Genomic DNA, 25,032 nt, shown 5'->3' on the forward strand with positions numbered 1-25,032 from the left:
CTACCGCAACCGTAGTTTATCCGTTGTTATCAGCGTGGGTTGCGGGAGCCCTCAATGATCCTGGCGGGCATGGGTGAGCACAACGTGGCCGGTCGACCGCCGCCCGCGCGAGGCCGGCCTCATGCATCCGCGACTCCCCGGCTCGCCAGCATGCTCCGGGCGCTCTAATCGGCCGGCTAGTGGGGTGGCCACATGACGTCACCGGGTGGATCCTGTCGCCTCCTGTCGGTGGGGCCGACCCCTGCGCGTCCACGGGCAGACGCAGACCGCCGATGACGGTGTCGTACACGGTGGCGGCCCAGGTCGTGAGCACGGCGGCGAGCCATCCCCGCCATTCGCCGCGGCGTGCGGCGAGCCGGCCGGCCAGCCATGCCTCGACGCCCTCGACGAGGTCCGCGGGGACCGGCGGCGGGCAGCCGAGGCCTATCAGGTGCAGGTGGCCGAGCAGGACGCCGACGTCGGCGGGTTCCCGCCGAGTCCGAGCGCGGGCGAAACCAGCACCCCCCCGCGGGGAGTCCATGGAGTATGGGACGTGGTCGGGCGTCAGGTTTCCAAAGGCGACCCCGGCGCGGGCGAATAGCACGTCAGGGGCGCTGGAAGTGATCAATCCTCTTCCTCCTGGGGTTCGGTTCCTGACTGGCCGTGAGCGTCAACGCGTCCAACGCCGCAGCGTCTGGTTAAGCACATGAGCCGCCGCACGAGTCGACTGGTGGAGCCTTTCGCGAAGGTCCTCGGGGATCGTTCCCGCGTGTAGTCCCGCGTTGTCGACCAAGGCGCTCAGCTCGGCGGCCTGCGTCGGAAGGAGGAGGGCACAGCAGGTCGGATGAGCGAGGACTTCACGGGCGGCGTAGGCGCTGGCGGACCGCTGGGCGTCGGCGCCGAGTTCGGCGGCGAGCAGGCTGACCTCACGTGGGTGGGTGGCGGCAGCGAGGTCGATCGCGGTGAGACCGAGCTTGATCCGGAAGATGGTGGTGTCGCGTTGGGTCGATCCGCGGGCCCGCTGCACTGCGGTGATCATCGCGGCGAGTGCTTCGGGGTCGGCCTGTCCTGTGTTGATGTCGAGGTAGGCGCGTAGGCAGGCGGCAACGGCCTGCTCCCAGAGTTCGGGCGTCTCAGCGGTGTCGAGGAGCCGGATCGCCTCGTCGAACCGCTGGTCCAGCGCGGCGGCGAGAATGCGGGCTTGCCGGGCTTCACGAAGCTGGTGGGGCAGGTCGTCGTGGCGGGTGGCATGGTCGACGGTTCGTGCCCATTGACCGGCCGCGGCGAGGGCGCGGGTGCCGTCGTCGCGCAGCACGCGGCGAAGGAATGCGTCGAGGTCGCCGCTGTCGCGGCCGGAAGCGAGGAAGTACGCGAAGTCGATCGTTCGTCCGGCGATGTCAGCGGTGCCACCGGTGCGGGCGACGCTGTCGATCAGGCTGAGGGTGTGGAAGGCACGGAGGGGGTTGCCGGCGCGCTCGTCGAGACGGGCGATGTTGATCAGGGGTTGCAGGCTGGCGATGGCGACGCGGCCGGCGACGGGCCAGGCTGCCTCGACGATGCCGAACTGGTGGTGACAGAGCTCGGCGGCGAGGTCGGGCAGGTCGCAGTCGGCGGCGATGAGCGCCGCCAGGTTCCAGGCGGCGCAGGCGGCGTTGATGCGGTCGTCAGGGTCGTCGTGCAGGGCGGCGCTCTGGGCGAGTTCCTCGACGCGGGCAACGCGGCTGGCCAGGTCGGGGCAGTGGAGCCGGCCGTGATGGATCAGGGGGAATCGGCCGAGCAGGCGATCGACCTCGGGCGCGGGAGCGCAAGACAGCCGGAGTGTTGCCGGCCGAAGCGGCACGGCGGGGCCGAGGACAGCCTGGCGGGCGGCGTGCGCGAGGAGTGCCTGGGTGCGGGCGGGCAGACCGAGTCGGTTCCAGTGAAAGATCACATGGTAGCTGAGGATGTCGCGTAGCCCGCGGCGCAGCTGCCCGGTCCGGTTCGCGTCCGCGAGCGCCCGGCCTGCGCTGCCGCAGGCATCGGCCCATCGGGTTTGGGCGGCGACGGGCCCGCCGGAGCCGAACAGCGGCCCGTCAGGGGCGGTGTCGGTGCGCAGCAGGGCGGCCAGGCTGTCGCTGAGCGCGGTGAGCTTCTCGGCGGGGACGTCGTGTGGCAGCGGTCGTTCGACGCAAATGCGATCGAACAGGTCACCGCGCTCGTACCACTCAAGGCCGGCACCGCGTAGGAGTGCGCCGACGAGCAGGAGCGACAGCTCTCGGCGGCCGAGCCCGGTCCCGCCTGCGACGACCAGCTCGAGGACGCCGCGGCTGTCGGCGGCGAACAGGGCATGAGCGATGTCGATGGCCGCGCCACCGCCGAACGCGGCGGTCTCCGGCTCGTAGACCCCGGGCCACCAGGCATCCAGTTGGCCGTCAGCGGCGAGCTCGTCGAGCCTGGCCTCGATCCCGGTGGACGAGCCGGGCTGGCTTGGATGGAGCCGCAGGCGCCAGCAGGGGTGCTTCCGCATGAACCACCACGCGCTGATCTGGCCGTGCCGTTCGGCGTCGTCCAGGAGTGGGAGCAGGTGGGCCGCCGCGATCGGGTCGGCCCGCTGCCAGTCGGCGAACCGGAGGTAGAGCTGCCGCCAGGAGGTCTCGCGGTGCTCGGCGAGGGCACGGCGCCCGGCGGTGCGGTAGATCTCGGCGGCGGCGGCGAGGTCGTCGGGGTCGAGGCTGCACGTCGCGGCGGCGGCCGGGAGCGGATCGCCGCCGAGGACCCGGTGGATCGCGTGCTCGGTGGCGTCGGCGCTGTCCGGGTGGGCTAGTTGATCAGAAGGCATGTGTCCCATCCCGAGAGCGGGGCTGTGTTCGTGGATGCGGTGTGGAGGGCCAGCGCGGTGCCGGCGTTGCCGGTGAGGAACCCGGGGTCGGCCTGGTCCGCGGTCCGCGCGGCGCACAGCAGGCGATCGGCCAACTCCGGTAGCCGGGCGTGCAGGTCGCTGGTGGTGGCGTCGGCGGTGGCGCGCCAGACGGTCTGGAACAGCCCGGCGTGGCCGTGACAGAGGCCGGGGTCGACGAGCCGGGCCTGTTGCGTGGGGTCGTCGAGGCAGGCGAGCAGGGCCTGTTCGTATGCCGCCTGACGGCGCCGGTCGCCGAGGGCGAGCGCGGCGAGCTGCCCGGCGCGGGTGATGCCGGGCGTGCCGTAGCACCAGCTGGGCCGGGCCGGGCGGGTCTGGACGCAGCGCCCGGTGCGCAACTCGTCCACGGCGAGATGCTCCGGCCACCACGGACCGGCGGGACCGTCCTGCCGCCAGGCGTCGAGCCAGTCGCAGACGCTGCCGATCGCGTCGAGCTGCCCGTCCACCAGGGTGCCACGGCGGGCGGCGAGGCTGAGCAGGGCGAGCGGGCCGCAGATCCCGTGGGAGATCGAGTGGTTGGCGTGCCCGCCGCGGAAGGCAGAGCTCTGCCGGCGGTGCGGGTCGTGGCCGACCCACCAGCCGGGCAGCGTTTCGCCGTCCACGGTCAGCGGTCTGGTCAGCGCGACAAGCGCGGTGAGAACCTGCTCGGTCGCGTTGCTGGTAGAGGCCCGGCGCAGCAGCAGGGCTCCGACCCCGGTCAGGCCGAAGAAGACGTCGTACTCGGCGAATGACGCGAGCCGGCCGGCCTGGATGCGGGCGAGGGCCTGGGCGGCGCGGCGGTGCGCGAGCCGGGTCACGGCGGCGTCGAGCTCGGCGATACCGCCGCGGTAGCGGCCGGTGGGACCGGCGGCGGCGTCGAGGACGAACGCCAGGGCCGGGACGCCAAGGAAAAGCCCGGCGGTGTCGTGGTCGCTGACGGGCTCGGCGGCAGCGTCACAGATCCACTCGTGGGCGCGGCCCCAGTCGTCAAGACCGGCGCGGGCGCGCTCGATGTACGCCAGCGCGATCCCGGCGGTGCCGTTGGCCAATGCCGCACCGGCAAGCCGGGCGTGCACGGTTCGCGGCGGGACGGTGGCGGCCTGGCGGAGCTGACCCGCGGCCTCGCGGGCGAGGTCGGCCGAGGACGCCAGTCCGGTGGCCACGGTGTCAGGCGTTCGCATGGGTGGCCTGGGCGAGCAGTGCCAGCGCACGGGCCAGTCGGCCGGTAACGCGCTCGGCCTCGGGGCCGGCGCCGAGCGTGCGCAGGTGATGCAGGTGCAGCAACGGCCCCAGCACGCCGGCCGGCTCACGCTGGGAGACCAGCTCTCTGGCGTAGGCGGTGAGCGCGGCGGCGCGGTCCTGCCAGGCGGCGGCCACCGCGCGGCCCGGAGGTGTCTCGGCCAGTGCTCCGAGTCCGTCGCCGAGCACGACGGTCTGGTCGCGGAGAGCTGGATCGAGACGGCCGTGGGTCTGGGGCAACGTGTCTAACAGCCAGGCCCTCCCGGTGGGGGCGTCGTCGGCGAACGCGGCGGCCAGGTCGAGGAAGCTGAGCGCCGTCAGCGCCTGCGGAGCTGTCCCGGTGCGAGCCGCGCCGATCTGGGCGAGCGCGGCGACCGAGTCGGCCGTGAACACGCGTAGGGCGGCGTCGAGCGCGGGGCCGTGACCGTAGCGGCCGGTGGGCGGCTGCCAGCTGGCGAAGGTCAGCTGTGCGGTCAGCCGCCCGCGGTGCATCTCCTCGGCCCAGGCCGCGAGCTGGCTGGCGGTCGCCGCGTAGGCGCCCGGGTCGCCGACGTGCAGGAACAGCGCCAGATACTGGTCGCTCTGGTGGTCGCGCAGGTTGCGGTGCCGGTGGAACCACCACGCCGGCTCGGCGGAGAGCCCTTGTAGCAAGGCGGGGAGATGGTCGGTGAGGATCTCGTCGAACCGGTCGGGGTGGGCGTACAGCCGGGCGGCGATGACTGGCGACGCGGCCGGTAGGGCGAGTTCGGCGGCCGGCACGGGGCACGGCGATGGGCTCGTGCGCGCGGCTTGGACGTCGTGCTGTTCGGCGCGGGTCAGCGGCAGGAGGAGTTCGTGGGCGCGCCCGATCCAGCCGAGCTGGTCGGGCGGTGCGGTCTCGCGCAGTTCCAGGTGTCCGGCGCGCTGGAGACGGGTCCGCAGCAGGTGCCGGTGTGCCGGGTGACGTAGATCGACAGGCTGGCGCCGGTCGTGGTCGACGAGCGCAACGTGGTCCGGGACGTGCCAGCGAGCCCGCCAACCGGTCAGGGCCCGCTCCCATTCGGCGGTCGCCGCGCGGCGACCGGGGAGCTGGGCTGCGTCGAGCAGCCAGCGGGCCGGGGAGAGGATCGTGCGCCGGTAGCGGACCCGCGGCAGGTACGGCAGGCGGGAGGCGGCGCCGAAGGAGAACGACCGGTACACCGCGCAGCAGGCCGTCGGCACCTCGGCGAGGAACCGGGCAAGCGGCGGTGTGTGGACGCTGGCCTCCAGCGCGTGCGGAACCAGCGGCTGCACCCGGTCGCCGGTCGAGATTTGGACCAGGTCGAGGCCGTAGTCGTCGGCCGTCACCGCCAGGTCCGAGGGGTCGATCCCGTCCGGGCCAGGCCGCCGATGCTCGGCGAGGGGGATGACCGTCGGGCTCAGCGCGCCGGTGCGGGTAACGTTCTCGCTGCGCTGCCGACGTGGAGCGAACGACAACTGCGCCGTCACCAGCCCCGGCGCGGCGGGCTCGAACGTCCGACGAACCGCAGCGAAATCGTCCGGGGGCAGAAGGTAGGCGTGCCGTCCGGCCATGCTGCTCGCCGGGCGCGGGGTACCGGTGACCTCCAGCGTGAACCGGCCGGCTTGTAGCTGCGCGACCGTGGCCGCGTGGATCTCGAAGGCCACCTCGGTGCGCGGCGGCAGCGCGGGAACGGCTGCGCTGTCCGCGCACAGCCCGTCGATCATCATGTCGGTCAGAAGCAGCTCACTGCCGCCGGCCATCGCCTCCTGGACGAGCGCCATGACCCTCTCGTCGCGTTCGCTCAGCTGCCGCGGCGGAGTCTCGCGGGCTGAGCCGAGAAACCCGGCCGGCAGGCCGAGGCCGCTGTCCGCGACCAGGTCGAGAACCGGGACCAGCGCACCCGTGCCGTAGCGGGAGCGGAACGCGGTGTGGTATTCCCGCCAGGCCGGATGGCCGAACGGGTAGGGCGAGAGTCGGTACAGCACGGCCACGGCGTCCCGGATCTCGCGGGCCACCGCTGTGGGGATGTCTGCTTCGCAGTCGACGGCCGTGTCGATCAGCAGCGGGGTTCGCGCCGCGGGGGCCTGCACCGTCATCCGCGCGCCGACCCCTGCCGGGACGGCGTCGACAAGGCCAGCGGGCAGCGCGTCGCGGATCGCGTATAGCTCGCGGACCAGGTCCGCGACCTCGGCGATGTTCTCCGCGTCGGCGTCGTGGAGGACCTGGCAGACGGCGCGCAGCGCGTCCGGTTCGCTCATCGGAACCCGCAGCGCGCTGCGCAGGAACTGGTTGTCGACCAGTTCGCCGAGTACTCCGTCAATCTGGTCGCCGCTGGCTGTGGGGAACCGGGAGGCGAGCAGCTCGCGAAGCTCGCCGAGGGGAATCGGGGCGCTAGACGCGCCGAGGGCGAAGATCACAGGGCTGGTCGCCCGGACGGACACCTCCAATGCCGCCTCGCGATGCGGGCCGGGGCCTGGCGTGGCTCCGGGAGCGATCAGCCGGCCGCCCCGCCGGGTGACGGTGTTGCAGGCCACCACCGGTACCCGGGCGGCCAGCTTGGGACACCGTCCGATCCGGGCGGTCACCTCGCCGAGCCAATCGGCGTCCGCCCGGATCGCGTACCGGTGGCCGGGGCCGCAGCGAACCTTCGCGACCGCGCTGTCGAATCGCGCGGGACCGACCCCGGCGAACAGGCCGAACGGCGTTTGCCGGCGCTGCCAGCGCAGCAGGTACGACGCCAGCGACGCCGACGCCCGGCGGACGTGGACGGGAGCCGCGCCGCCGTCGGCTAGGATCGCCTCGATCTGCGCGCAGAGCGCCGGACTCGCCCAGGTCAGCGTCTCGCGGATCTCCCCGCGGCCCCACATCTTCGCCAGCCACGCCAGAACCGGGGCGGCGGGAGCGGTGGAGGACAGGTCCAGCGCGTCCGGGAAATCAAGCGCTCCTGGCTCGGTCGTGACCCGCAACAGCCCGACCGGGCTCCAGGAAAGCCTCGCGGCCCCTGTCGCCATCGCTCCACACCTCCTCAAAGTCTGGCCGCCGGCAGGCCGAGGGCCGGACCTCGCCGGTTAGAACACGTTGTTGTTGTTCGAGCGGCAAGCGCTCGCGTTGTCCTTGCAGGTCTCGCCGCACCCGTCGTTGGTCGGGCAGTCGTTCTGCCCGACCAGGTGCGAGATGACCACCCGTACGTCGAGGGCAAACTCGTCGTCATCCGCGCCTCGGTCCAGCAGCGCGATGGCGCTGTCGGAGGGTTGAAAGATCATGAATGATCAGCTCCTTACCGTGGAAAGGGTTGGTGAGCGATGTCCTGGTCCGATGCGGAATGCGCCGGACGAGGCCAGGACAGGACAACCCTGCTGTGGATCTTGTTAATGGCGCGATCCGCCGCCGGAAGCTCGGTGTCTGGGGTTCCAGCCGGCAGGACGAGGTAGCGCGGTCCCGGGCCGCCGCGGTGGTCCCGATCCCAGACCCGCAACTGCTCGACGACCGTCTCGGCGAGGCCGGCGGCGTCCGGCCCGTAGGCGTGGACGTCAAGGGTGAGGTCGTCTCCATCGAGCTGGCGGGTAGCGACGTAGGCGACGCTGCCGCCCTCGACGACCGCGCACCCGACCGTGGCACCGGGCAACGGCCGCGCCGCCGCCTCGTTGAGGTCGTGGTCGACGCGCAGTCGACAGAAGCCCGGCACGGTCGTGGCCAGCCACATCTGCATCGTTGCCCACGGTTCGCCCATCCGAAGGCCCGCGCCGCTGTCCACCACGAACGGCTCGGTATCGAACACTCCGTCCAGCGCGGCCGGGTCGGCCGGCGCCCCCTCGTCGAAGATCAGTGTCACCGCGCCGCCGGCCAAGGCCAGCTCGACGCTGTCATGCGCGCCGGCTCCCTGCATCGGGACGAAGCCAAACAGCTTCGAGGAGTCGCTGACCAGCAGGTCGCCTGCCTTCTCGAAGGCCACGGTTCGCATGAGACCCATGACCTGCAACGGCACGACCAGCCGCCCGCCCTCGACCAGCTGGTCCCGCCAGGCCGGCGGGATGTCCCACGTCCCGAGTGTGACCAGCGCTCGGTCATAGGGAGCGAACCGCGGCACGCCCGCCTTGGCGTCGGCGAGCACCACCCGCACATCCGCGTAGCCGGCCTCCGCCAGGAAACGAGAAGCCCGCATCGTGACGAACTCGTCGATGTCGACCGTCACGACCCGCCCCGACGGGCCGACCAGTTCGGCAAGGTATGCGGCGTTCATCCCGCCGCTGCCCACTTCGAGGACTGCCATCCCCGGCTCGATCCGGGCCTGCTCCAGCATGTGCGCCTGCGCCTGCGGCGCGGACAGCGAGCTGAGTGACCGGCCGTCAGCGTCTCGCTTGGTGACCAGCCCATTCCACGGGTGGTAGACCGCGCTCAGCTCAGCCTCCGGCGCGAACGCCTCCCTCGGCACCCGCCGCATCGCGGCCTCGATCGCTGGCGAGACGATCGTCCCGGCGGCCACGAGATCGTCAATGACCTTGTTGCGCAGACGAACAGCCTGGTCATCCGCCAGTGCGGCGTCAGTCACGAGTTGTCCCTTTCAGATGATGTTCGGCTGGCTGGAGCGCGCCGCGTCTCGGCCAACGGCAGATGGTCGTACTCGCCACGCTTGACCGCGGCAAGGAAGTCCCCCCACGCGCCCGAGGACACCGTGGTCGGGCAGCTGAGCGTGCCGCGCAGCACGACCGCAACGCCGGGATGGCACCAGGCCGCCTCGACCGCGTCGACCACCTTCGCGTCGATCACAGAGGGACGCCGCCACTCAGGCACGACGGCGGACCCCACTGGATGTGCAGTGGGCACGACGGACCTCCTCTCCGACGGAGCCGCGACAGGGGCATCCTCGCGGTAGAGGACGCACAGCACTCGCGAGCGGTCCCCGTACTCGCCGGTGCCGCTTCCGTCGCATCCATGACACAATCGGCGCAAGGTCCTGCACAGACTGCAACATGCGGGGGCGTTGTCTGCCCCCAGCGGTTGCACCCACGGCATCTCATGACAACGGGGAGGTGGGCGCGGTGCCTGCCGAGAGAGAGCCGAACGGCGCACTCGCCGAGCTGTCCGCCCTGCTGCGCCAGCTCATCGCGACCACGCACACCAACAACAGCGAACTGGCTCGGCGCACCGGCTACCGCCGCCAGCAGATCGCCGAGGCCGTCAACGGCCACGCCGTTCCCTCCGAAGGACTTGCCAAGAAGCTCGACGAGGCGCTGGAAGCAGGCGGACGGGTCATCGCCCTGCGCGAGCAGGCCGACAAGGAACGCAAGGCGCGCAGGCTCGGTCTCTTACCTCCGCGCGTCGATCCCGCGCAGATCGTGGAACCCGCCGATGTCCCCGTGGTGCCTGTGCTCGGCCACAGGCCCGCTCCCACCAACTCAACCCCACCGATCCCGCCGGTAGCCGAGGACGCTGCCGACGCCTCCGATCTGAACCCCCTTCCGGCCACCATGGGTGCGCGCCTGTCGGACCGGATCGCTTCGCGGGCCGCGGTAGGGAGGAATGATCCCCATACGGCGTACCCGGTAGGGATATCGATACTAACCGAAGGCGACGTGGAGATGACAGCGCGAAAGGCCGCGGATCACGCCGCCGAGGCAGCTACCCGCACCCTCTCCGACTTGACGATCGACCAGCTCGAAGACGACCTCCGGCATCTGGCAACGCATTACGGCGCCATCACGCTTCCCAACGCCTACCAGCAGGCCCAGGCACTGTTGGAGATCGCCCAGCGGTCGCTGGAACGGACGCGGGCGCCCCGGCAGCTGGCACGGCTCTACCTGCTCGCCGGCGAGGCGGCAGCGCTCTGCGGCTCCGCGTGTTTCGACCTGTCACTGCCGCGGCCCGCCGCGCAGTTCGCCCGCACCGCCGCCCTGTACGGGCAGACGATCGAGTTCGGCCCGTTGCAGGCATTCGCGCACGGCACACTCGCATACATCGCGTACTGGCAGGGCCGCCCGGCCGAAGGTGTGCGTCACGCCCTGGCGGCGGCGCAGGCGCCGGGGGTCGGCACGGTGGGACGTCGCAGGATCGCCGCCATCACCAGCCGCGCCTGGGCCCACGTTGGCGACGCGCCCCCGGCACGGGCAGCGATGGCCGAGGCCGAGGCGCTTGGCGACCCATCGCAGCATGACGACCTGCACGACATCGACGGCGAGTTCGGCATGAGCATCGAGCGCGTACTCATGAGCAACGCCGCGACAGCCCTTCTCCTCGGCGACGCCGCGACCGCCGGCACATACGCCCAGGCCGCCCTGGACCGGTATGGGGCGCTGCCCGGCGAGCAACGCCCGCCGATGTTCGTCGCGCAGGCCCAAGCCGACCTGGCGAACGCCCGGCTTGTCCAGGGCGATGCCGACGGTGCCGTCACGGCACTTGACGCGGTCCTCGCACTCCCGGTCTCCTGGCGGGGCACCGGATTGGTGCGGCGGGTGAACTCCATCCGCCTGCGGCTCCTCAGACCGGACCTCGCCCAGGCGCGGGCGCTGCGGGGCTACGGCGACGCCATCGAGGACTGGGCCGCGATGGCGCCCGCATAGGCCGAGTTCACCCGCCCTGTCGCGCCGATGGTGGAGAGCTGGCGTTGGCCCGCGCCGCCGCCAGCCTGGCCGCGCCGAGCACTGCGGCCTCGTCCTGGACGGAGATCCCATGTTCCTGCCACCGGGGGTTGTCCACCGTGCGGCCACCCGCCCGCATCCATCGCCAGGTGTCTCGCACGGTGTCACGGATCGGCCGTGTCGACAGGCCCACGGCCCGTGCCGCTGACGAGTCGACAGCCCACACGCCAGCGCTTGTCCGCCACAGCGGCAGCTCCGTCCACTGGCGTACCCCGGCTTCCAGCAGGACCTCGTCGGCAACCCACTCGACGGCACCTCGCCCACCGGTCACCTCGACGCAGGCGTTCAGGAGGTCACCGAAGGTCTCGTGGCCTGGCGCGGTGACGTTGTAGCTGCCTCCCTCGGCCGCGACAGCCCGGTTGAGGGCAAACGACGCAAGGTCGCGGACGTCGACCGGCTGGATACGGCGGCCCGCCGCTCCCGGTCCCAGGATCGTGCCGCCGCGGGCGGCCCGGCGCAGCCACCACGGCAGGCGCCCGACATACTCGCCCGGCCCCAGGATGACACCCGGTCGTAAGATCACGGACCGCTGCGCCCCGAAGGTCTCGCGGACCGCCTTCTCCGCGCCGGCCTTCTGCCGACCGTAGTACCAGTCCGGCCCCGTCCAGCCCGCTGGGAGCCGCCCGAACTCGGCGTCGGCATCGGCGGGGGCGTCCAACAGCTCCGAGCTTTCGTCCAGCGGCTTGTTCGGCCATTCCCGGTAGACGTTGACCGTCGACACGAAGACGTAGGCGCCGGCCACTGGTTCCAGGAGCGTCGCCGCCCTGAGAACCTCCCGCGGCGCCATGTCGGTGGCGGACGTGTCAATAACGACGTCCCAGGGGCCGTGTTCCGCAAGGGCGCTTAGGTCGTGCGAACTGGTCCTGTCCCCGGTCACAGCGACGGCCCCGGCCGGCCCGGGCCCAGACCGCCCTCGGGTGAAGACAGTCAGCTCCCATCCGCGCGCCAGGACTTCGATCGCCGCCGCCTGACCGAGGAACCAGGTACCCCCGAGCAACAGAACCCGCATGCCCAGATGCTGCCTGCCGGACTACGTTGCGCGCCAGGCCGTTGCGATACCGGGAGAGAAGGCCACCATCAACATCGACATCCTCGTACCCCAAGACCCTTGACAACCAGCCCTGCCGCCTCACCAAGCGGCTTTGCGGCTAGCCGGTCTCGACGGCGAGCGCGAACGGCAGTACTCCCACGGCCCCGGCGTGGCGCAGTGCCCTGGCGACGACGGTCATGGTCCAGCCGGTGACGATCAGGTCGTCCACCAGGAGAACCGGGCCGGGCAGCTCCCCCACGGCCACCCCGAGATCCTCAGGCACCGCGAACGCCTCCCAGAGACTAGCCAATCGGTGCGCACTGTTGTTCATCCGATACGCAGAGCGGTCATCGACAACCCGCTCGACCTGGCCGAGCAGGGGCAACCGCCCGATTGCGGCAATCTGCTCCCCCAGACTCGCGACAAGCTGTGGGCGACTGCGGGAGGCAACCGTGACCACCGCGGCCGGGCGTTGCCGCCACCCCCAGCCGGCCAGCACCCGCACCGCCGCGGCCACCAGATCGTCGCTCACCGGTGCATCCGGCGCGCCCTGCGCCACGAGCGGGCGCAGCCGGTTGCCCCAGCCGACACCGCCCAGGCGGGCGAGCGCCCGTCCCGGCTGCGCACCGGCCGCCTCCGGTATCCGGCCGGCGACGCCGATGCCCAGCGTGCGCATGCCCGTCGGCCACATCCGACGTGGTTCGACCGTGGTGCCCGGGCGGTCCAGCTGCTCCTTCGCACTCACCCGGGCGGCTTCGGAGACCACGCCGGGCCACCGGCGGCCGGTGCAGGTGTCGCAGCGTCCGCACGGTGTCGCGGTGGGATCGTCCAGCTCACGACGAAGAAACTCCAGCCGGCAGCCGGTGGTGGCGATGTAGTCGAGCATCGCCTGCTGCTCGCGCGCACGGCTGGCGCCGACCCTGGCGAAACGTTCGGTGTCGTAGGCCCAGGGTGCCCCGGTGGCCTCCCAGCCACCGCGGACCCGCCGGACCGCACCGTCGACGTCGAGCACCTTCAGCATGGCCTCGAGCCGCCCATGCCCGACGTCCACGCGTGCCAGCAATGCCTGGGTGGACATCGAGGATGTCGCCCCCGCGAGTGTGCTCAGCACCCCCTCGACCACGCTCTGCGCGGGGAAGGATGCGTCCGCGAAATACGCCCAGATATCGCTGTCCTCCTGGGCCGGTAGCAATACGACCTCGGCCCGCTCAACCGCGCGGCCGGCCCGACCGATCTGCTGGTAGTAGGCGATCGGAGACGGCGGCGCTCCGACGTGGACGACGAACCCCAGATCGGGTTTGTCGAAACCCATGCCCAGCGCGCTGGTCGCGACCAGGGCCTTCACCCGGTTGGCCAGCAGGTCCTCCTCGGCCGCGATCCGCTCGGCGGGTTCGGTGCCACCGTGGTAGGTCGCGACGGCGAAACCGGCAGTGGTGAGGAACGCGGTGAGCTCCTCGGCCGCGGGCTTGGTCAGCGTGTAGATGATCCCGGAGCCGGGCAGGCCCGGCAGCTGGTCGGCCAGCCAACCGAACCGCTGCTCGGCGCCTGGCAACGCCACCACCGCCAGGCGCAGGCTCTCCCGGTCGAGCGTCCCGCGCAGGACGAGCGTCTCGCCGCGCCGGCCCGGATTCATCCCCAGGTGCCCGTCCACCGCCAGGTGCCCGTCCACCGCCAGGTGCCCGTCCACCGCCAGGTGCCCGTCGGAGCCTCCGGCCGCGCGAAGAGAATCATGATCGCACGGCCGGAGGCCTGTCAGCTGTTCGGCGACATCGTCGGTGACCCTCGCGTTGGCGGTCGCCGTCGTCGCGAGAACCGGCACATCCGGGCGCAGCCCTGCCAGAAGCGTGCGCAACCGGCGGTAGTCCGGCCGGAAGTCGTGCCCCCAGTCGGAGATGCAGTGCGCCTCGTCCACGACGACCAGGCCGGTCGTGGCCGCGAGTTCGGGCAGGTAGGCATCACGGAAGGTCGGGTTGTTCAACCGTTCGGGACCGACCAGGAGCACGTCGAGTTCGCCGGCGCGCAGCTGCGCGTAGACCGCGTCCCACTCCGTCACGTTGCCCGAATGGATCTCGCCGGCCCGAATGCCGGCCCGCGCCGCCGCGGCCACCTGGTTCCGGATGAGCGCGAGCAGCGGCGAGACGATCACGGTCGGGCCGGCACCGACCGATCGCAGCAGGGCCGTCGCGATGAAGTACACGGCGGACTTGCCCCAGCCGGTCCGCTGGACCAGCAGGACCCGGCGGCGCTCGGCGACCAGCGCACGGATTGCCTGCCACTGGTCCTCCCGCAGACGCGCGGTCGGACCGGCGAGTGTGTGCAGCAGCGCCTCGGCCCGTGCCCGCAGGTCACCGTCGGCGCCAGCGGCCTGACCGGGGTCTGTCTGACCGGGATCTGTCTGACCGGGATCGGCTGGTGGGCGCTGTTCCACTGGCATACAACCTTCGTACCGCACGCCACCGACAAACCCGCCAGCCGCCGGGTCGCCCCGGGTCAACCCTCATCCTCGCCACCGCCCGCCGCATCCGGCACGACGCTGCGCGGCCCATCAGCGCCGGCTGGATCCGGTCCGCCTTCTGCCGCCGGATCCGGTCCGTCCCGGGCCTCATTCGTGTCAGGAGTAGGGATGACTCGTCCGAATGCGGGGCGTACCAGCCGAGGCTTGGCGATAGCCGGCTCCCCGAAGTCCGCCCGGCGAATCCGGCAGTACGCCGTCCGGGAATCGCCGGCCGCGCGGCCGATACCGAAGGCAGCCGCCGCGGACAGGTACGCGAACGCGTCGGCCCGGTCCATGCCGAGTCGGGTGGACAGAAAGAGCAGAGCCGAGCGCGTTGCCCGGCGCACGGCATCCGCGAGATCGGCGTGTGCCCCCATCGAAATCCAATGGGTGTCGGTCTCGACGAAAGGTTCGCGCAGCGCTCCGAGAGCGGACCGAGCGACGGATTCCTTTACCACGGTCAGCCGGAAGGTCGCGCGCAGCGGCCCTTCAAGCGCAACCATGGCGATCTTTCCTTCACCCGACGAATAATGCGGGTCACCGACGGCAAACAGTGCGCCGGGGACCCCCACCGGAAGAAACAACCGGGCACCGACACTCAGGTCCACGCAGTCGAGAGCTCCGCCATGTGTTCCGACCGAGGTCGACCGAACCGGACCGGCACCGTCGATCGCCACCGACATGATGCCCATGAACGGCGACAGCGGAAAACGCACCTTCCGACCGCCGGCTCCACCCAGCGCCCCGAAAAGCCTGCCCCGGCGCCGTTCGACGGTACAGAAGCTGCTCGTCGTCCGGAAAGCCGTCCAGTTACGGGCATTCGCGTCGGGACCGGGAGGGTCGCCTTCGGGGAACTCCCCGGCGAGCAGCCCCGCGCCGTGCCGGGTCGACACAACGCCATACCTGGCTCGAGGATGCAGCGAAACCACATCCACCCGCAGCACGTCACCGCGCTCAGCACCGTGGACGAACACCGGGCCGGTCACCACGTGTGGACCGTCCACGCCGAACCGGTGCGGGATACCAGAAGAAGCGATCATGCGGGCGTCGTCGAGAACCTCGGAAGTCCCAACACCGAAGCCGGCAAAGAAGGCGTCCGGGTCACGCCCCTGGTCGTCGAGGATCCCCTCCTGGCTGACCGTGTCGACCGTCACCGTGGCGCCCGACTCCACGCTCAGCACGGGCCGGGTCTCGGCAGTAGGCAGGTGCCCCCACCGGACCGTTTCCGGGGTGGACGGCAGGTAGTGCTTTCCGTCCACTTTTCCCTTGCCGGGCTGCAGCGCCACTACGGCGCTACCACCGAGGCATCCGGGGCCGCCGGCGGCGCCCGGGACGACAAACCCGGTCAAGGCCGCCAGTCGTCTCGGACACCGAGCCAGGACGGCTCCCCGGCAAGGAGCCTCGACCTGCGAACTGGTCATGACGCGGCACGGGCGTCAGATTCGCAGTGAAACATGACACATCTGTTTCTGTCGTGTTCCAGTCCCACTCATTCCCACTCGACCGACAACCGCCGACAGAGTAACGCTTCAGACACGGGTGAGCAGCAGGGAGCCGACCGCGTCCACCTCGGCGGTCCAGCCGGCACGCACCAGGCAGGTCGCCTCGGCGAACTCGACGATCGCCGGCCCTGCGACGCCGTCGCCCGGCCCCAACCCCGCGCGGGGCACGACAACCACGTCCTGCCAGGAACCATCCAGGTACACAGAGCGCCGGCCGCGCACCGCCGCGGGATCGGCGGCCGGGGCGGCCAGCCGGGGGCGCCGACCCGGCACTGTCGTGACCATCCGCACGGCCACCACCTCGACATCCCGGCCGGGGGCCACATGCCCGTACCTGCGCATGTGCTCGGCTTCGAAGGCCGCCCGCACCCGGCTGACGGAAACACCATCACCGGCTCCCGGCAGCCCGCGCCCGGACGCGGACGCGGACGCGGCCACGATCGTCAGTTCGTGCGACTGGCCAGCGTACCGACAGTCAACCTGCAGCTCGACCATGAACACGGATACGTCCGCGGGCGGGACATCTGCGGCGGCGGTCCTGGCAAGCTCGGCGAAGGCCGCGGCCAGGTCGACATCGGCGAGCAGGCCACGCACGGCGCGCAGGTAGTCCCGGCGGACGTCGCCGAGGGCAAGGCCCAGCGCGGACAGCACGCCGGCGGCCAACGGCACCAGCACCCGGTGCATCCCCAGCTCCTCGGCCAGCGCGCACGCATGCATCCCACCCGCGCCGCCGAAGGCCACCAGGGTCAGGTCCCGCGGGTCAAGCCCACGTTCCACCGAGACCACCCGCAGCGCCCGGACCATCTCCGCGTCGGCAACGGCGACCACACCGGCCGCCGCGGCCACCGCGGCCAGGTCTCCCCCGGTCGTCCCCGATGCGCTCGTCCCCGATGCGCTCGTCCCCGATTCGCTCGTCCTCAATTCCATACCGAGGGCTGCCAACGCCTTGTGGGCGGACGCGCGCGACAGGCTGACCTCGCCACCGAGGCTCGCGCCGTCGGCCAGAGCGCCGAGTACCAGGTCCGCGTCGGTCACCGTCGGCTCGGTCCCCCCGCGGCCGTAGCATGCCGGGCCGGGGTCTGCGCCGGCCGAGCGGGGCCCGACCCGCAGCGCCCCGCCGGAGTCCACCCATGCCACCGACCCGCCGCCGGCGCTCACCGAGTGCACGTCCACCGTGGGCAACGTGATCGGTATGCCGGCCAGCATCGACTCGGCGGTGATCTGCGCCCGTCCCCCCAGCACCGGCGCGACATCGGTGGATGTTCCGCCCATGTCGAAGGTGAGCAGATCGGCCACGCCCGACAGCCCCGCGACATAGGCGGCACCGACCACTCCGCCGGCCGGCCCCGACAGCACGCATGCCGCGGCGTGAGCGGCTGCGGTCCCGAGATCCACCACCCCGCCGGAGGACTGCATGACCAGGGGCACCGGCAGCCCCGCGGCCACGCACCGGCGGGCGAGCGCCCGCAGGTAGGCCGACAGCGTCGGCGTCAGGTAGGCGTCGGCGACGGTGGTGGCGAACCGCTCGTACTCCCGGAACTGCGGTAGCACCTCGTGCGAGGCCACCACGGTGACTCCCGGCAGGCTGCTGCGCAGCACGTCTGCAACCTGGCGTTCGTGCTCGGGATGGACGAAGGAGAACAGCAGGCACACGGCCACGGCCTGAAGATCGTCAACAGTCGCGAGTGCCGCGGCGACCTCCCGCGGACCGTCCTCGTCCAACGCAATGATCACGCCGGCCGGCCCGGTGCGCTCCACGACGGTGTAGCGGAGTTCGCGCGGCACCAGTGCCGGCGGGCGATCGCGGGTGAGGTCGTAAAGTGCTGGCCGGTTCTGCCGACCGATCTCGATGATGTCGGCGAACCCGCGGGTGGTCACCAGAGCGGTACGCGCCCCCCGCCGCTCCAGCAACGCGTTGGTGGCAACCGTGGTGCCGTGGGCGAAGCGCTCGACCGTTGCGGGCTCGGGAGCCCCGTGCCCGGCGTGCCCGGAGCCGGTGACGAAACCGGCGCCACGGACGGCGGCCAGGACGCCGACCGACGGGTCGGCGGGCACCGACGGCACCTTTGCGAAAACCAGCTGCCCGTTGTCGTCAACCGCGACCAGGTCGGTGAAGGTGCCACCCACGTCGACCCCGAGCCACACCGCCACGCGTGGATCCTCGCATGTCCCAGATCCCGTCCCGGATCCCGTCGCGGAACGCATCACAGGACTGGATCACAGGACTGGCGCTCGCGGCTGCCTCCGCCGCACGCACGTCGCGAATGCCCGGATCGGGACGGTCCCTGTCAGATACTGGCACACTTCCCATGCCCGTGGCCTGTCTCACGGGTCACAGCGTTCGGACAGATCAGATGAAGCCGACGGGTAGCCTGAGCACACAGCAACGGAAGGGCCCGCACAGCGGGCCATAACAAAGGGTAGATAGAGGGGAACGCCCCCGTGACAGCACCGACGGTACCCGAGTCCGGACCCGACTTCGGCCCCAACGAGTGGCTGGTATTCGAGATCTACCAGCAGTATCTCGCGGACCCTGAGAGTGTTTCGCCGGAGTGGCGCGAGTTCCTCTCCGACTATCAACCGGGCGAGGTGAACGGGCAGCCGAGTACGACCGGGCCCGTCCCCCCTGTTGTCACAGCCGGTTCGGTGCCGCAGCCGAGCCAGGTGGACGCGGCGCCCACCGGCGCACCGAGTGCCGCGGCGCCCAGCGCGCCTGCGCCTGCACCTGTGCCTGCGCCTGCACCGGCCCGGACATCGGCGCCGACATCCAGGTACGTCGCACCAACCCCGACCAACGGCGTCCCGACCTCGCCACTGCGTGGTGCCGCCGCCCGGGTCGTCGCCAACATGGAGACGTCCCTGCACGTCCCGACGGCGACCTCCGTACGCGCGGTCCCGGCCAAGCTGATCGCGGATAACCGGATCGTCATCAACCGACACCTGGCCCGTTCCCGTGGCGGCAAGGTCTCGTTCACCCATCTGATCGGGTATGCGATGGTCAAGGCCCTTGAGACGGCGCCGGCCATGAACTACTCGTATGGCGAGATCGGCGGCAAGCCGACGCTGGTCGCACCGGAGTACGTCAACCTCGGTCTCGCCATCGACCTGGTCAAGGGGTCGTCCCGGCAGCTGGTGGTGGCCGCGGTCAAGCAGGCCCAGGCCATGGACTTCAGCCAGTTCTGGCTCACCTACGAAGATCTTGTACGGCGGGCCCGGACGAACAAGCTCACCGCCGACGACTTCGCCGATGTGACGATCACTCTGACCAACCCCGGGGGCATCGGCACCGTGCATTCGGTCCCGCGCCTCATGCAGGGCCAAGGGACGATCATCGGTGTCGGTGCCATGGAATACCCGGCCGAATTCCAGGGCGCCTCCACCGAGACGCTGGCGAAGCTGGCGGTCTCAAAGATCATCACGCTGACCAGCACCTACGACCACCGGATCATCCAGGGTGCGCAGTCCGGCGAGTACCTGCGCCGCATGCACCAGCTGTTGCTCGGCGAGGACGACTTCTACGAGGGAATCTTCCGCTCGCTGCGCATCCCGTACGAGCCGGTGCGGTGGGTCACCGACATCACCTCGTCCCACGAAGGTGACCTCGACCACGGCACCCGGGTCCTCGAACTGATCCACGCCTACCGGGTGCGCGGACACCTCATGGCCGACACGAACCCCCTCGAGTTCGCCATCCGCAGCCATCCCGACCTCGACATCATCAGCCACGGCCTGACCCTGTGGGACCTCGACCGCGAGTTCCCCGTCGACGGCTTCGCCAGCCACCGTAGGATGACGCTACGCGATATTCTCGGTGTCCTGCGGGACTCCTACTGTCGTCGGGTCGGCATCGAGTACATGCACATCCAGGAGCCCGACGAACGGGGCTGGATCCAGCAGCGGGTCGAGCGGGCCGCTGAGCGGCCAGACCCGGCCGAGCAGCTGCACGTCCTTGAGCGGCTCGGTGCGGCCGAGGCGTTCGAGTCGTTCCTGCAGACCAAGTACGTGGGGCAGCGGCGGTTCTCCCTCGAAGGCTCCGAATCGGCGATCCCGTTGCTCGACGAGGTACTCCAGCGGGCCGCCGAGGCGGAAATGGACGAGGTCACCTTCGGGATGGCCCACCGCGGCCGCCTGAACGTGCTGGCGAACATCGTCGGCAAGTCCTATCGACAGATCTTCGCCGAGTTCGAGGGCTACGTCGACCCGCAGACCGCACACGGTTCGGGCGATGTGAAGTACCACCTCGGCGCGGAGGGCCTCTACACCAGCCCGGACGGCCGTCAGGTGCGGATTTCGCTCGTGTCCAACCCGTCCCACCTGGAGGCGGTCGACCCGGTGCTCGAAGGTGTCACCCGGGCCAAGCAGGACATGCTCAACAAGGGTCCCGAGGGGTTCACCGTCCTGCCCGTGCTCGTCCACGGGGATGCAGCCTTCGCCGGCCAGGGTGTGGTCGCCGAAACGTTGAACCTTTCGCAGCTGCGCGGTTACCGCACCGGCGGGACCGTGCACGTCGTCATCAACAACCAGGTCGGGTTCACGACCTCGCCGATCGCCAGCCGCTCGTCGGTGTATGCGACCGACGTCGCCCGGATGGTGCAGGCCCCGATCTTCCACGTGAACGGGGACGACCCCGAGGCGTGTGTCCGGGTGGCCCGGTTGGCCTTCGAGTACCGGCAGGCGTTCCACAAGGACGTCGTCATCGACATGGTGTGCTACCGGCGGCGCGGGCACAACGAGATGGACGAGCCGTCGTTCACCCAGCCGCTGATGTACGACACGATCGCCACGAAGCGGTCGGTCCGCAAGCTCTACACCGAAGCGCTGATCGGCCGTGGTGACATCACGCTGGCCGAGGCCGAGCAGGCCATGAAGAACTACTCGGCGCAGCTGGAGAAGGCGTTCGCGGAGACCCGTGACACCACCCAGCGCCCGGCTCGCGAACCCCGGCTGGTGACGACACCGGCGGAGGCCGCAGCGGCCGCCGCCGTGTCCACCGCCGTGTCCCTGGACACCATCAAGATGATCATCGACACACAGACCGCCCTGCCGGCCGGATTCACCGTCCACCCACGGCTGCGTCCGCAGCTCGAACGCCGAGCCCAGATGATCGCGAACGGAACGATCGACTGGGCGTGCGCGGAGACCATCGCGTTCGGTTCGATCCTGCTCGACGGTCGACCCATCCGCCTTGCCGGGCAGGACAGCCGGCGCGGCACCTTCGGCCAGCGGCACGCCGTTCTGGTCGACCGGCACACCGGTGAGGACTACTCCCCGCTGAAGTCGCTGGAGGCCGAGGACGGCGCCGGCACCTTCTACGTCCACGACTCGCTGCTGAGCGAGTTCGCGGCGATGGGTTTCGAGTACGGCTACTCGGTGGCCCGCCCAGAAGCGCTCGTGCTGTGGGAGGCACAGTTCGGCGACTTCGCGAACGGGGCACAGTCGATCATCGATGAGTTCATCGCGGCGGGTGAAGCCAAGTGGGGCCAGCGCAACTCGGTCGGTCTCCTGCTCCCGCACGGCCATGAGGGTCAGGGCCCGGACCACTCCTCCGCCCGGATCGAGCGGTTCCTGTCGCTGTGCGCCGAGAACAACATGGTGGTCTCCGCCCCGTCGAGCCCGGCCAGTTACTTCCATCTACTGCGTCGTCAGGCGCTCTCGCCGGTGCGGCGTCCGATGGTGGTGTTCACCCCCAAGTCGATGCTGCGGCTGAAGGCCGCGACCTCGACGGTCGAGGAGCTGACGTCCGGGTCATGGCGGCCGGTGATCGACGATGCCGGGATCAGCGACCGGGCTGGCGTCCGGAAGGTACTGCTGTCAGGCGGGAAGGTCTACTACGACCTCCTGGCCGAGCAGACCGGCAAGAAAGTCCTCGACACCGCGCTCGTCCGGATCGAACAGCTCTACCCGACGCCGGTCACGGAGCTCGGTGACGTCCTGAAAAGCTACCCGAACCTGGCCGACGTGGTCTGGGTCCAGGAAGAGCCGGCCAACCAGGGCGCCTACCCGCACATGGCCATCCACCTGCCCGACGCCCTGCCCGCGGGGCTACGGTTGCGTCGGGTGTCACGCAAGGCGTCGGCCGCGCCCGCGTCCGGGTCCTCCTCGGTGCACGAGAAGGAGCAGAAGGCGCTGGTCGAGGCGGCGTTCACCGCATAGCGCTCCGGAGACTGCGGCCTCCGGGCGCGCGATCTGACGATCATCACATGCCCTTTGGCCCTCTGAGAGCGCCTGAAAGAGGGGCCGGGACCGGGAAGCGGAGCGGACGGTGTACTTCACCGACAGGGGTATCGAGGAGCTGTCGACGCGTCGCGGTGGGGAGACCGTGACGCTCGACTGGCTCGCCGACGAGTTGCGCGCGTTCGTCGATCTGCATCCTCAGTACGAGGATGCCGTCGAGGAACTGGCCACCTACCTGGCCCGGCTCGACGACCCGGACGGCTGAGACCAGCAGGGATCGGCCTGGGACGGTCGGCCTGGGACGGTGAGCATCAGACGGTGAGGACGAGTTTGCCGAAGACCTCGCCGCCGGCCAACTGCGCGAACGACGCGCGCGCATCCGCCAACGGCCGGACATCGGCGATGAGCGGCCGTAGGCCGACGCGATCGGCCAGGGTCGCGAGGTCGGCCAGCTCGTCGCGGGTGCCCATGGTCGAACCGATCACCGACAGTTGCAGGAAGAAGATCCGGTTCAACTCGGCCGGCGGGTTCGCGCCACTCGTCGCGCCGGCGCACACGATCCGGCCGCCTGGACGCAGCGCCCGCACCGAGTGCGCCCAGGTCGCCGCGCCAACAGTCTCGATGACCGCATCCACCTTGACCGGTAGCCGTGCCCCGGATTCGAACGCCCCGTCCGCACCGATCTTGATGGCCCGCTCGCGTTTGGATGCCTCTCGCGAGGTGACGAAAACGGTATGGCCGGCAGCCTTCGCGATCATGATCGCGGCGGTGGACACACCACCACCCGCACCCTGCACCAGCACGGTGCCACCACCGGCGGGCGGCAGTCCGGCCCGGTTGACGACCATCCGGTAGGCGGTCAGCCAGGCCGTCGGCAGGCAGGCGGCCTCCTCGAAGGACAGCGATGCGGGCTTGGGCACGAGATTGCGCCGCGGTACGGTCACCACCTCGGCAAGGGTTCCCTGGTGCAGCTCCGAGAGCAGCGAACGCCGCGGGTCAAGCGTCTCGTCGCCGCCACCCGCGGCCGGGTCACCGACGACCGCGTGGACGATGACATCCTCGCCGTCCGCGCTCACGCCGGCCGCATCACACCCCAGGATCATCGGCAGCCGGTCCGCAGGTAGCCCAACCCCGCGCAGGCTGAAAAGATCATGATGGTTGAGGGCTGCCGCCCGGACGGCCACCGTCGTCCAGCCGTCGGGGACGGAGGGTTCTGGCCGCTGCGTGACAGCCAGACCAGACAGCGGATCGTCAGGGCTCTGCGAGACGGCGGAAACAGCGAGCATCGGTACACAGTAGAGCCGCTGCGGATGCAATGCGGTCCAGCGGATGCACCCGTGGATGCACCTGTGGATGCGAAGGCGACTGCCACCGATCGGCACAGCGAGGCACAGCGACACCAGACCAAAAACCACCCGACAAACGATCTATATGATCACAACAAACAGGTGGGTAAGCTCACGAGCAGCGCGGCGCCCATCGCGTGGCCGTCCAAACTGTGCTCCACTCTTCGATGTGGTGTCACACAAACAGGTTCCGGCGACCAGTATGGGCTCGTCCCGATGGTTCCGCCGCAGACAGCGCACGCCCGTTCTGGTAGCCGACCCTGCACCATCTGCACACGCCGGCAACGACACGATCGTCATCGTCTCGGCGACGGACTTCGTCTCCTGTAGCTACAAAGGATGCGGGACGCTCCGGCCCTTGGTGGACGCCTCCGAGAACCGCCCGTGCGCCGGCTGCGGACGTGTCTGAACCCGGGACGCCCGCCTGAGCTGGGACGCCGGCCTGTGCCCGGGGAACCTGGGCAGTGTGCCCAGGTTCCCCGGGGTCGGCATCCCCCGCAGGGAGCCGCCGTTACCGACGGGCGACACCTTCGGGTTACCGACGGGCGACACCGTCGGGTTACCGACGGGCGACACCGTCGACGCGGGCCTGCTGCGCCACAGCGGCGGCAACCGCCGGCGCCACCCGGTCGTCGAACACACTCGGGATGATGTGCCGCTCGGTCAACTCATCCGCGATCACCGAGGCGAGAGCGTTGGCCGCCGCCAACTTCATCGGCTCGGTGATCCGGCTCGCGCGAACATCCATTGCTCCACGGAACACGCCCGGGAAGGCCAACACGTTGTTGATCTGGTTCGGGTAGTCGCTTCGACCGGTCGCCACGACCCGGGCGTAGCGGTGCGCAACCTCCGGGTCGACTTCGGGATCGGGATTCGCCATGGCGAAGACGATCGACTCCGGCGCCATCGACGCCACCGCATCCTCGGGCACCTTGCCCGAAGACAGACCGATGAAGACGTCGGCTCCGGCGAGCGCATCGTTGATCGAACCCGACAGGCCGGCCCGGTTGGTCTCGGCCGCGACCATCGCCTTGATCGGAGTGAGGTCGGAACGCCCGGTGTGCAGCATGCCACGACTGTCACCGACCGCAATGTCCCCGATGCCGGCCGCCAGTAGGATGCGGGTCACGGCCACACCCGCGGCACCCGCGCCGGACACGACCACACGCAGGTCGCCCAGACGTCGGCCGGTCAGGCGAGCGGCGTTCTCAAGGGCGGCCAGCGTCACGATGGCCGTCCCGTGCTGGTCGTCGTGGAACACCGGGATGTCCAGCCGGCTCTGCAACAGCTGCTCGATGGCAAAGCACCGCGGCGCGGAGATGTCCTCCAGGTTGATGCCGCCGAAACCGGGCGCCAACCGAACGACGGTCTCCACGATCTCCTCAACCTCGGTGCAGTCGAGGCAGATCGGCACCGCGTCCACGCCGGCAAAGTGTTTGAACAGCGCGGCCTTGCCCTCCATGACCGGTAGCGCCGCGGCCGGGCCGATGTCGCCGAGCCCCAGCACCGCCGTGCCGTCGGTCACCACGGCGACCGCGTTGGACCTCCACGTGAAGTCGTCGGCAAGCGCGGGCTCGGCCGCTATGGCCATGCAGACCCGCGCGACGCCGGGAGTGTAGGCGAGCGACAGGTCCTCACGGTCGTTCAACGCAACGGTCACAGCTAGGCCGATCTTCCCGCCCTTGTGCAGGACAAAGACGGGGTCGGTGTCGCGGCCGACCGATCCGGGCACGTCCGTGAGCGCGGCCGGCGCGGCCGGCACCCGCATGGACGGATCT

Annotated in this window: 16 protein-coding genes; 4 read left to right on the top strand and 12 right to left on the bottom strand. The window is 70.6% G+C overall.

Annotated elements, in window-relative coordinates; genetic code table 11:
• The first annotated feature begins 205 nt into the window (after positions 1 to 205).
• On the top strand, positions 206 to 580 hold the full coding sequence (locus U9983_RS16620) for a hypothetical protein (RefSeq protein WP_322754908.1): 375 nt from the start codon (positions 206 to 208) through the stop codon (positions 578 to 580).
• A 69-nt stretch (positions 581 to 649) separates the two neighbouring features.
• On the opposite strand, the gene U9983_RS16625 is transcribed toward U9983_RS16620, so the two are convergent.
• The 6 genes from U9983_RS16625 to U9983_RS16650 are packed head-to-tail and all read right to left on the bottom strand — an operon-like array spanning position 650 to position 8,864.
• Positions 650 to 2,797 (bottom strand): thiopeptide-type bacteriocin biosynthesis protein, encoded by a 2,148-nt coding sequence (locus U9983_RS16625; RefSeq protein ID WP_322754909.1) that lies wholly within the window; start codon positions 2,795 to 2,797, stop codon positions 650 to 652.
• On the bottom strand, positions 2,779 to 4,035 hold the full coding sequence (locus U9983_RS16630) for a lanthionine synthetase C family protein (RefSeq protein WP_322754910.1): 1,257 nt from the start codon (positions 4,033 to 4,035) through the stop codon (positions 2,779 to 2,781). Before U9983_RS16630 ends, U9983_RS16625 begins: the two co-directional genes overlap by 19 nt.
• Complete coding sequence (locus tag U9983_RS16635; RefSeq protein ID WP_322754911.1) at positions 4,022 to 7,084, bottom strand: lantibiotic dehydratase; 3,063 nt, start codon at positions 7,082 to 7,084, stop codon at positions 4,022 to 4,024. Before U9983_RS16635 ends, U9983_RS16630 begins: the two co-directional genes overlap by 14 nt.
• A 57-nt stretch (positions 7,085 to 7,141) precedes the next feature.
• On the bottom strand, positions 7,142 to 7,336 hold the full coding sequence (locus U9983_RS16640) for an FxLD family lanthipeptide (protein ID WP_322754912.1): 195 nt from the start codon (positions 7,334 to 7,336) through the stop codon (positions 7,142 to 7,144).
• Between the two features lie 14 nt (positions 7,337 to 7,350).
• Positions 7,351 to 8,622, bottom strand: a complete 1,272-nt coding sequence (gene fxlM / locus U9983_RS16645; protein WP_322754913.1) for a methyltransferase, FxLD system — start codon at positions 8,620 to 8,622, stop codon at positions 7,351 to 7,353.
• Positions 8,619 to 8,864: a DUF397 domain-containing protein gene (locus tag U9983_RS16650; RefSeq protein WP_322754914.1), complete on the bottom strand. Its 246-nt coding sequence runs from the start codon at positions 8,862 to 8,864 to the stop codon at positions 8,619 to 8,621. The genes fxlM and U9983_RS16650 overlap by 4 nt, the downstream gene beginning before the upstream one ends.
• Before the next feature lie 248 nt (positions 8,865 to 9,112).
• On the opposite strand from U9983_RS16650, the gene U9983_RS16655 reads away from it, so the two are divergent.
• Positions 9,113 to 10,630 carry a helix-turn-helix transcriptional regulator gene (locus U9983_RS16655; protein WP_322754915.1) on the top strand — a complete coding sequence of 506 codons (1,518 nt, stop codon included), beginning with the start codon at positions 9,113 to 9,115 and terminating at the stop codon, positions 10,628 to 10,630.
• 7 nt (positions 10,631 to 10,637) lie between these two features.
• Here the strand turns inward: U9983_RS16655 and U9983_RS16660 are convergent, their stop codons facing one another.
• From U9983_RS16660 to U9983_RS16675, 4 genes are all read right to left on the bottom strand, one after another.
• Positions 10,638 to 11,717, bottom strand: a complete 1,080-nt coding sequence (locus tag U9983_RS16660; RefSeq protein WP_322754916.1) for an NAD-dependent epimerase/dehydratase family protein — start codon at positions 11,715 to 11,717, stop codon at positions 10,638 to 10,640.
• A gap of 139 nt (positions 11,718 to 11,856) precedes the next feature.
• On the bottom strand, positions 11,857 to 14,172 hold the full coding sequence (locus tag U9983_RS16665) for a RecQ family ATP-dependent DNA helicase (protein ID WP_322754917.1): 2,316 nt from the start codon (positions 14,170 to 14,172) through the stop codon (positions 11,857 to 11,859).
• Between the two features lie 56 nt (positions 14,173 to 14,228).
• Entirely contained in the window at positions 14,229 to 15,653 is a 1,425-nt protein-coding gene (locus tag U9983_RS16670) for an acetamidase/formamidase family protein (protein WP_322754918.1), read from the bottom strand.
• A 108-nt stretch (positions 15,654 to 15,761) separates the two neighbouring features.
• Entirely contained in the window at positions 15,762 to 17,939 is a 2,178-nt protein-coding gene (locus U9983_RS16675) for a hydantoinase/oxoprolinase family protein (RefSeq protein WP_322754919.1), read from the bottom strand.
• 237 nt (positions 17,940 to 18,176) lie between these two features.
• On the opposite strand from U9983_RS16675, the gene U9983_RS16680 reads away from it, so the two are divergent.
• Both U9983_RS16680 and U9983_RS16685 read left to right on the top strand, forming a co-directional pair.
• Positions 18,177 to 21,887 (top strand): multifunctional oxoglutarate decarboxylase/oxoglutarate dehydrogenase thiamine pyrophosphate-binding subunit/dihydrolipoyllysine-residue succinyltransferase subunit, encoded by a 3,711-nt coding sequence (locus U9983_RS16680; RefSeq protein WP_322754920.1) that lies wholly within the window; start codon positions 18,177 to 18,179, stop codon positions 21,885 to 21,887.
• 109 nt (positions 21,888 to 21,996) lie between these two features.
• A complete protein-coding gene (locus U9983_RS16685; RefSeq protein ID WP_322749123.1) occupies positions 21,997 to 22,173 on the top strand; it encodes a DUF6104 family protein in 177 nt (58 codons plus the stop codon).
• A gap of 46 nt (positions 22,174 to 22,219) precedes the next feature.
• On the opposite strand, the gene U9983_RS16690 is transcribed toward U9983_RS16685, so the two are convergent.
• Together U9983_RS16690 and U9983_RS16695 are read right to left on the bottom strand one after the other, a co-directional pair.
• On the bottom strand, positions 22,220 to 23,194 hold the full coding sequence (locus tag U9983_RS16690) for a zinc-binding dehydrogenase (RefSeq protein ID WP_322754921.1): 975 nt from the start codon (positions 23,192 to 23,194) through the stop codon (positions 22,220 to 22,222).
• A gap of 619 nt (positions 23,195 to 23,813) precedes the next feature.
• Positions 23,814 to 25,022 carry an NADP-dependent malic enzyme gene (locus U9983_RS16695; protein ID WP_322749135.1) on the bottom strand — a complete coding sequence of 403 codons (1,209 nt, stop codon included), beginning with the start codon at positions 25,020 to 25,022 and terminating at the stop codon, positions 23,814 to 23,816.
• Between the last annotated feature and the right edge of the window lie 10 nt (positions 25,023 to 25,032).

It is taken from the genome of Protofrankia sp. Cas3, from assembly GCF_963555955.1.
GTDB lineage: Bacteria > Actinomycetota > Actinomycetes > Frankiales > Frankiaceae > Protofrankia.

Bases quoted from the DNA above. Each gene is read 5' to 3' on its own strand.
- U9983_RS16690 (WP_322754921.1), bottom strand. From the start codon at position 23,194: ATGCTCGCTGTTTCCGCCGTCTCGCAGAGCCCTGACGATCCGCTGTCT.
- U9983_RS16630 (WP_322754910.1), bottom strand. From the start codon at position 4,035: ATGCGAACGCCTGACACCGTGGCCACCGGACTGGCGTCCTCGGCCGAC.
- U9983_RS16670 (WP_322754918.1), bottom strand. From the start codon at position 15,653: ATGACCAGTTCGCAGGTCGAGGCTCCTTGCCGGGGAGCCGTCCTGGCT.
- U9983_RS16635 (WP_322754911.1), bottom strand. From the start codon at position 7,084: ATGGCGACAGGGGCCGCGAGGCTTTCCTGGAGCCCGGTCGGGCTGTTG.
- U9983_RS16640 (WP_322754912.1), bottom strand. From the start codon at position 7,336: ATGATCTTTCAACCCTCCGACAGCGCCATCGCGCTGCTGGACCGAGGC.
- U9983_RS16660 (WP_322754916.1), bottom strand. From the start codon at position 11,717: ATGCGGGTTCTGTTGCTCGGGGGTACCTGGTTCCTCGGTCAGGCGGCG.
- U9983_RS16625 (WP_322754909.1), bottom strand. From the start codon at position 2,797: ATGCCTTCTGATCAACTAGCCCACCCGGACAGCGCCGACGCCACCGAG.
- U9983_RS16695 (WP_322749135.1), bottom strand. From the start codon at position 25,022: ATGCGGGTGCCGGCCGCGCCGGCCGCGCTCACGGACGTGCCCGGATCG.
- U9983_RS16665 (WP_322754917.1), bottom strand. From the start codon at position 14,172: ATGCCAGTGGAACAGCGCCCACCAGCCGATCCCGGTCAGACAGATCCC.
- U9983_RS16675 (WP_322754919.1), bottom strand. From the start codon at position 17,939: ATGCGTTCCGCGACGGGATCCGGGACGGGATCTGGGACATGCGAGGAT.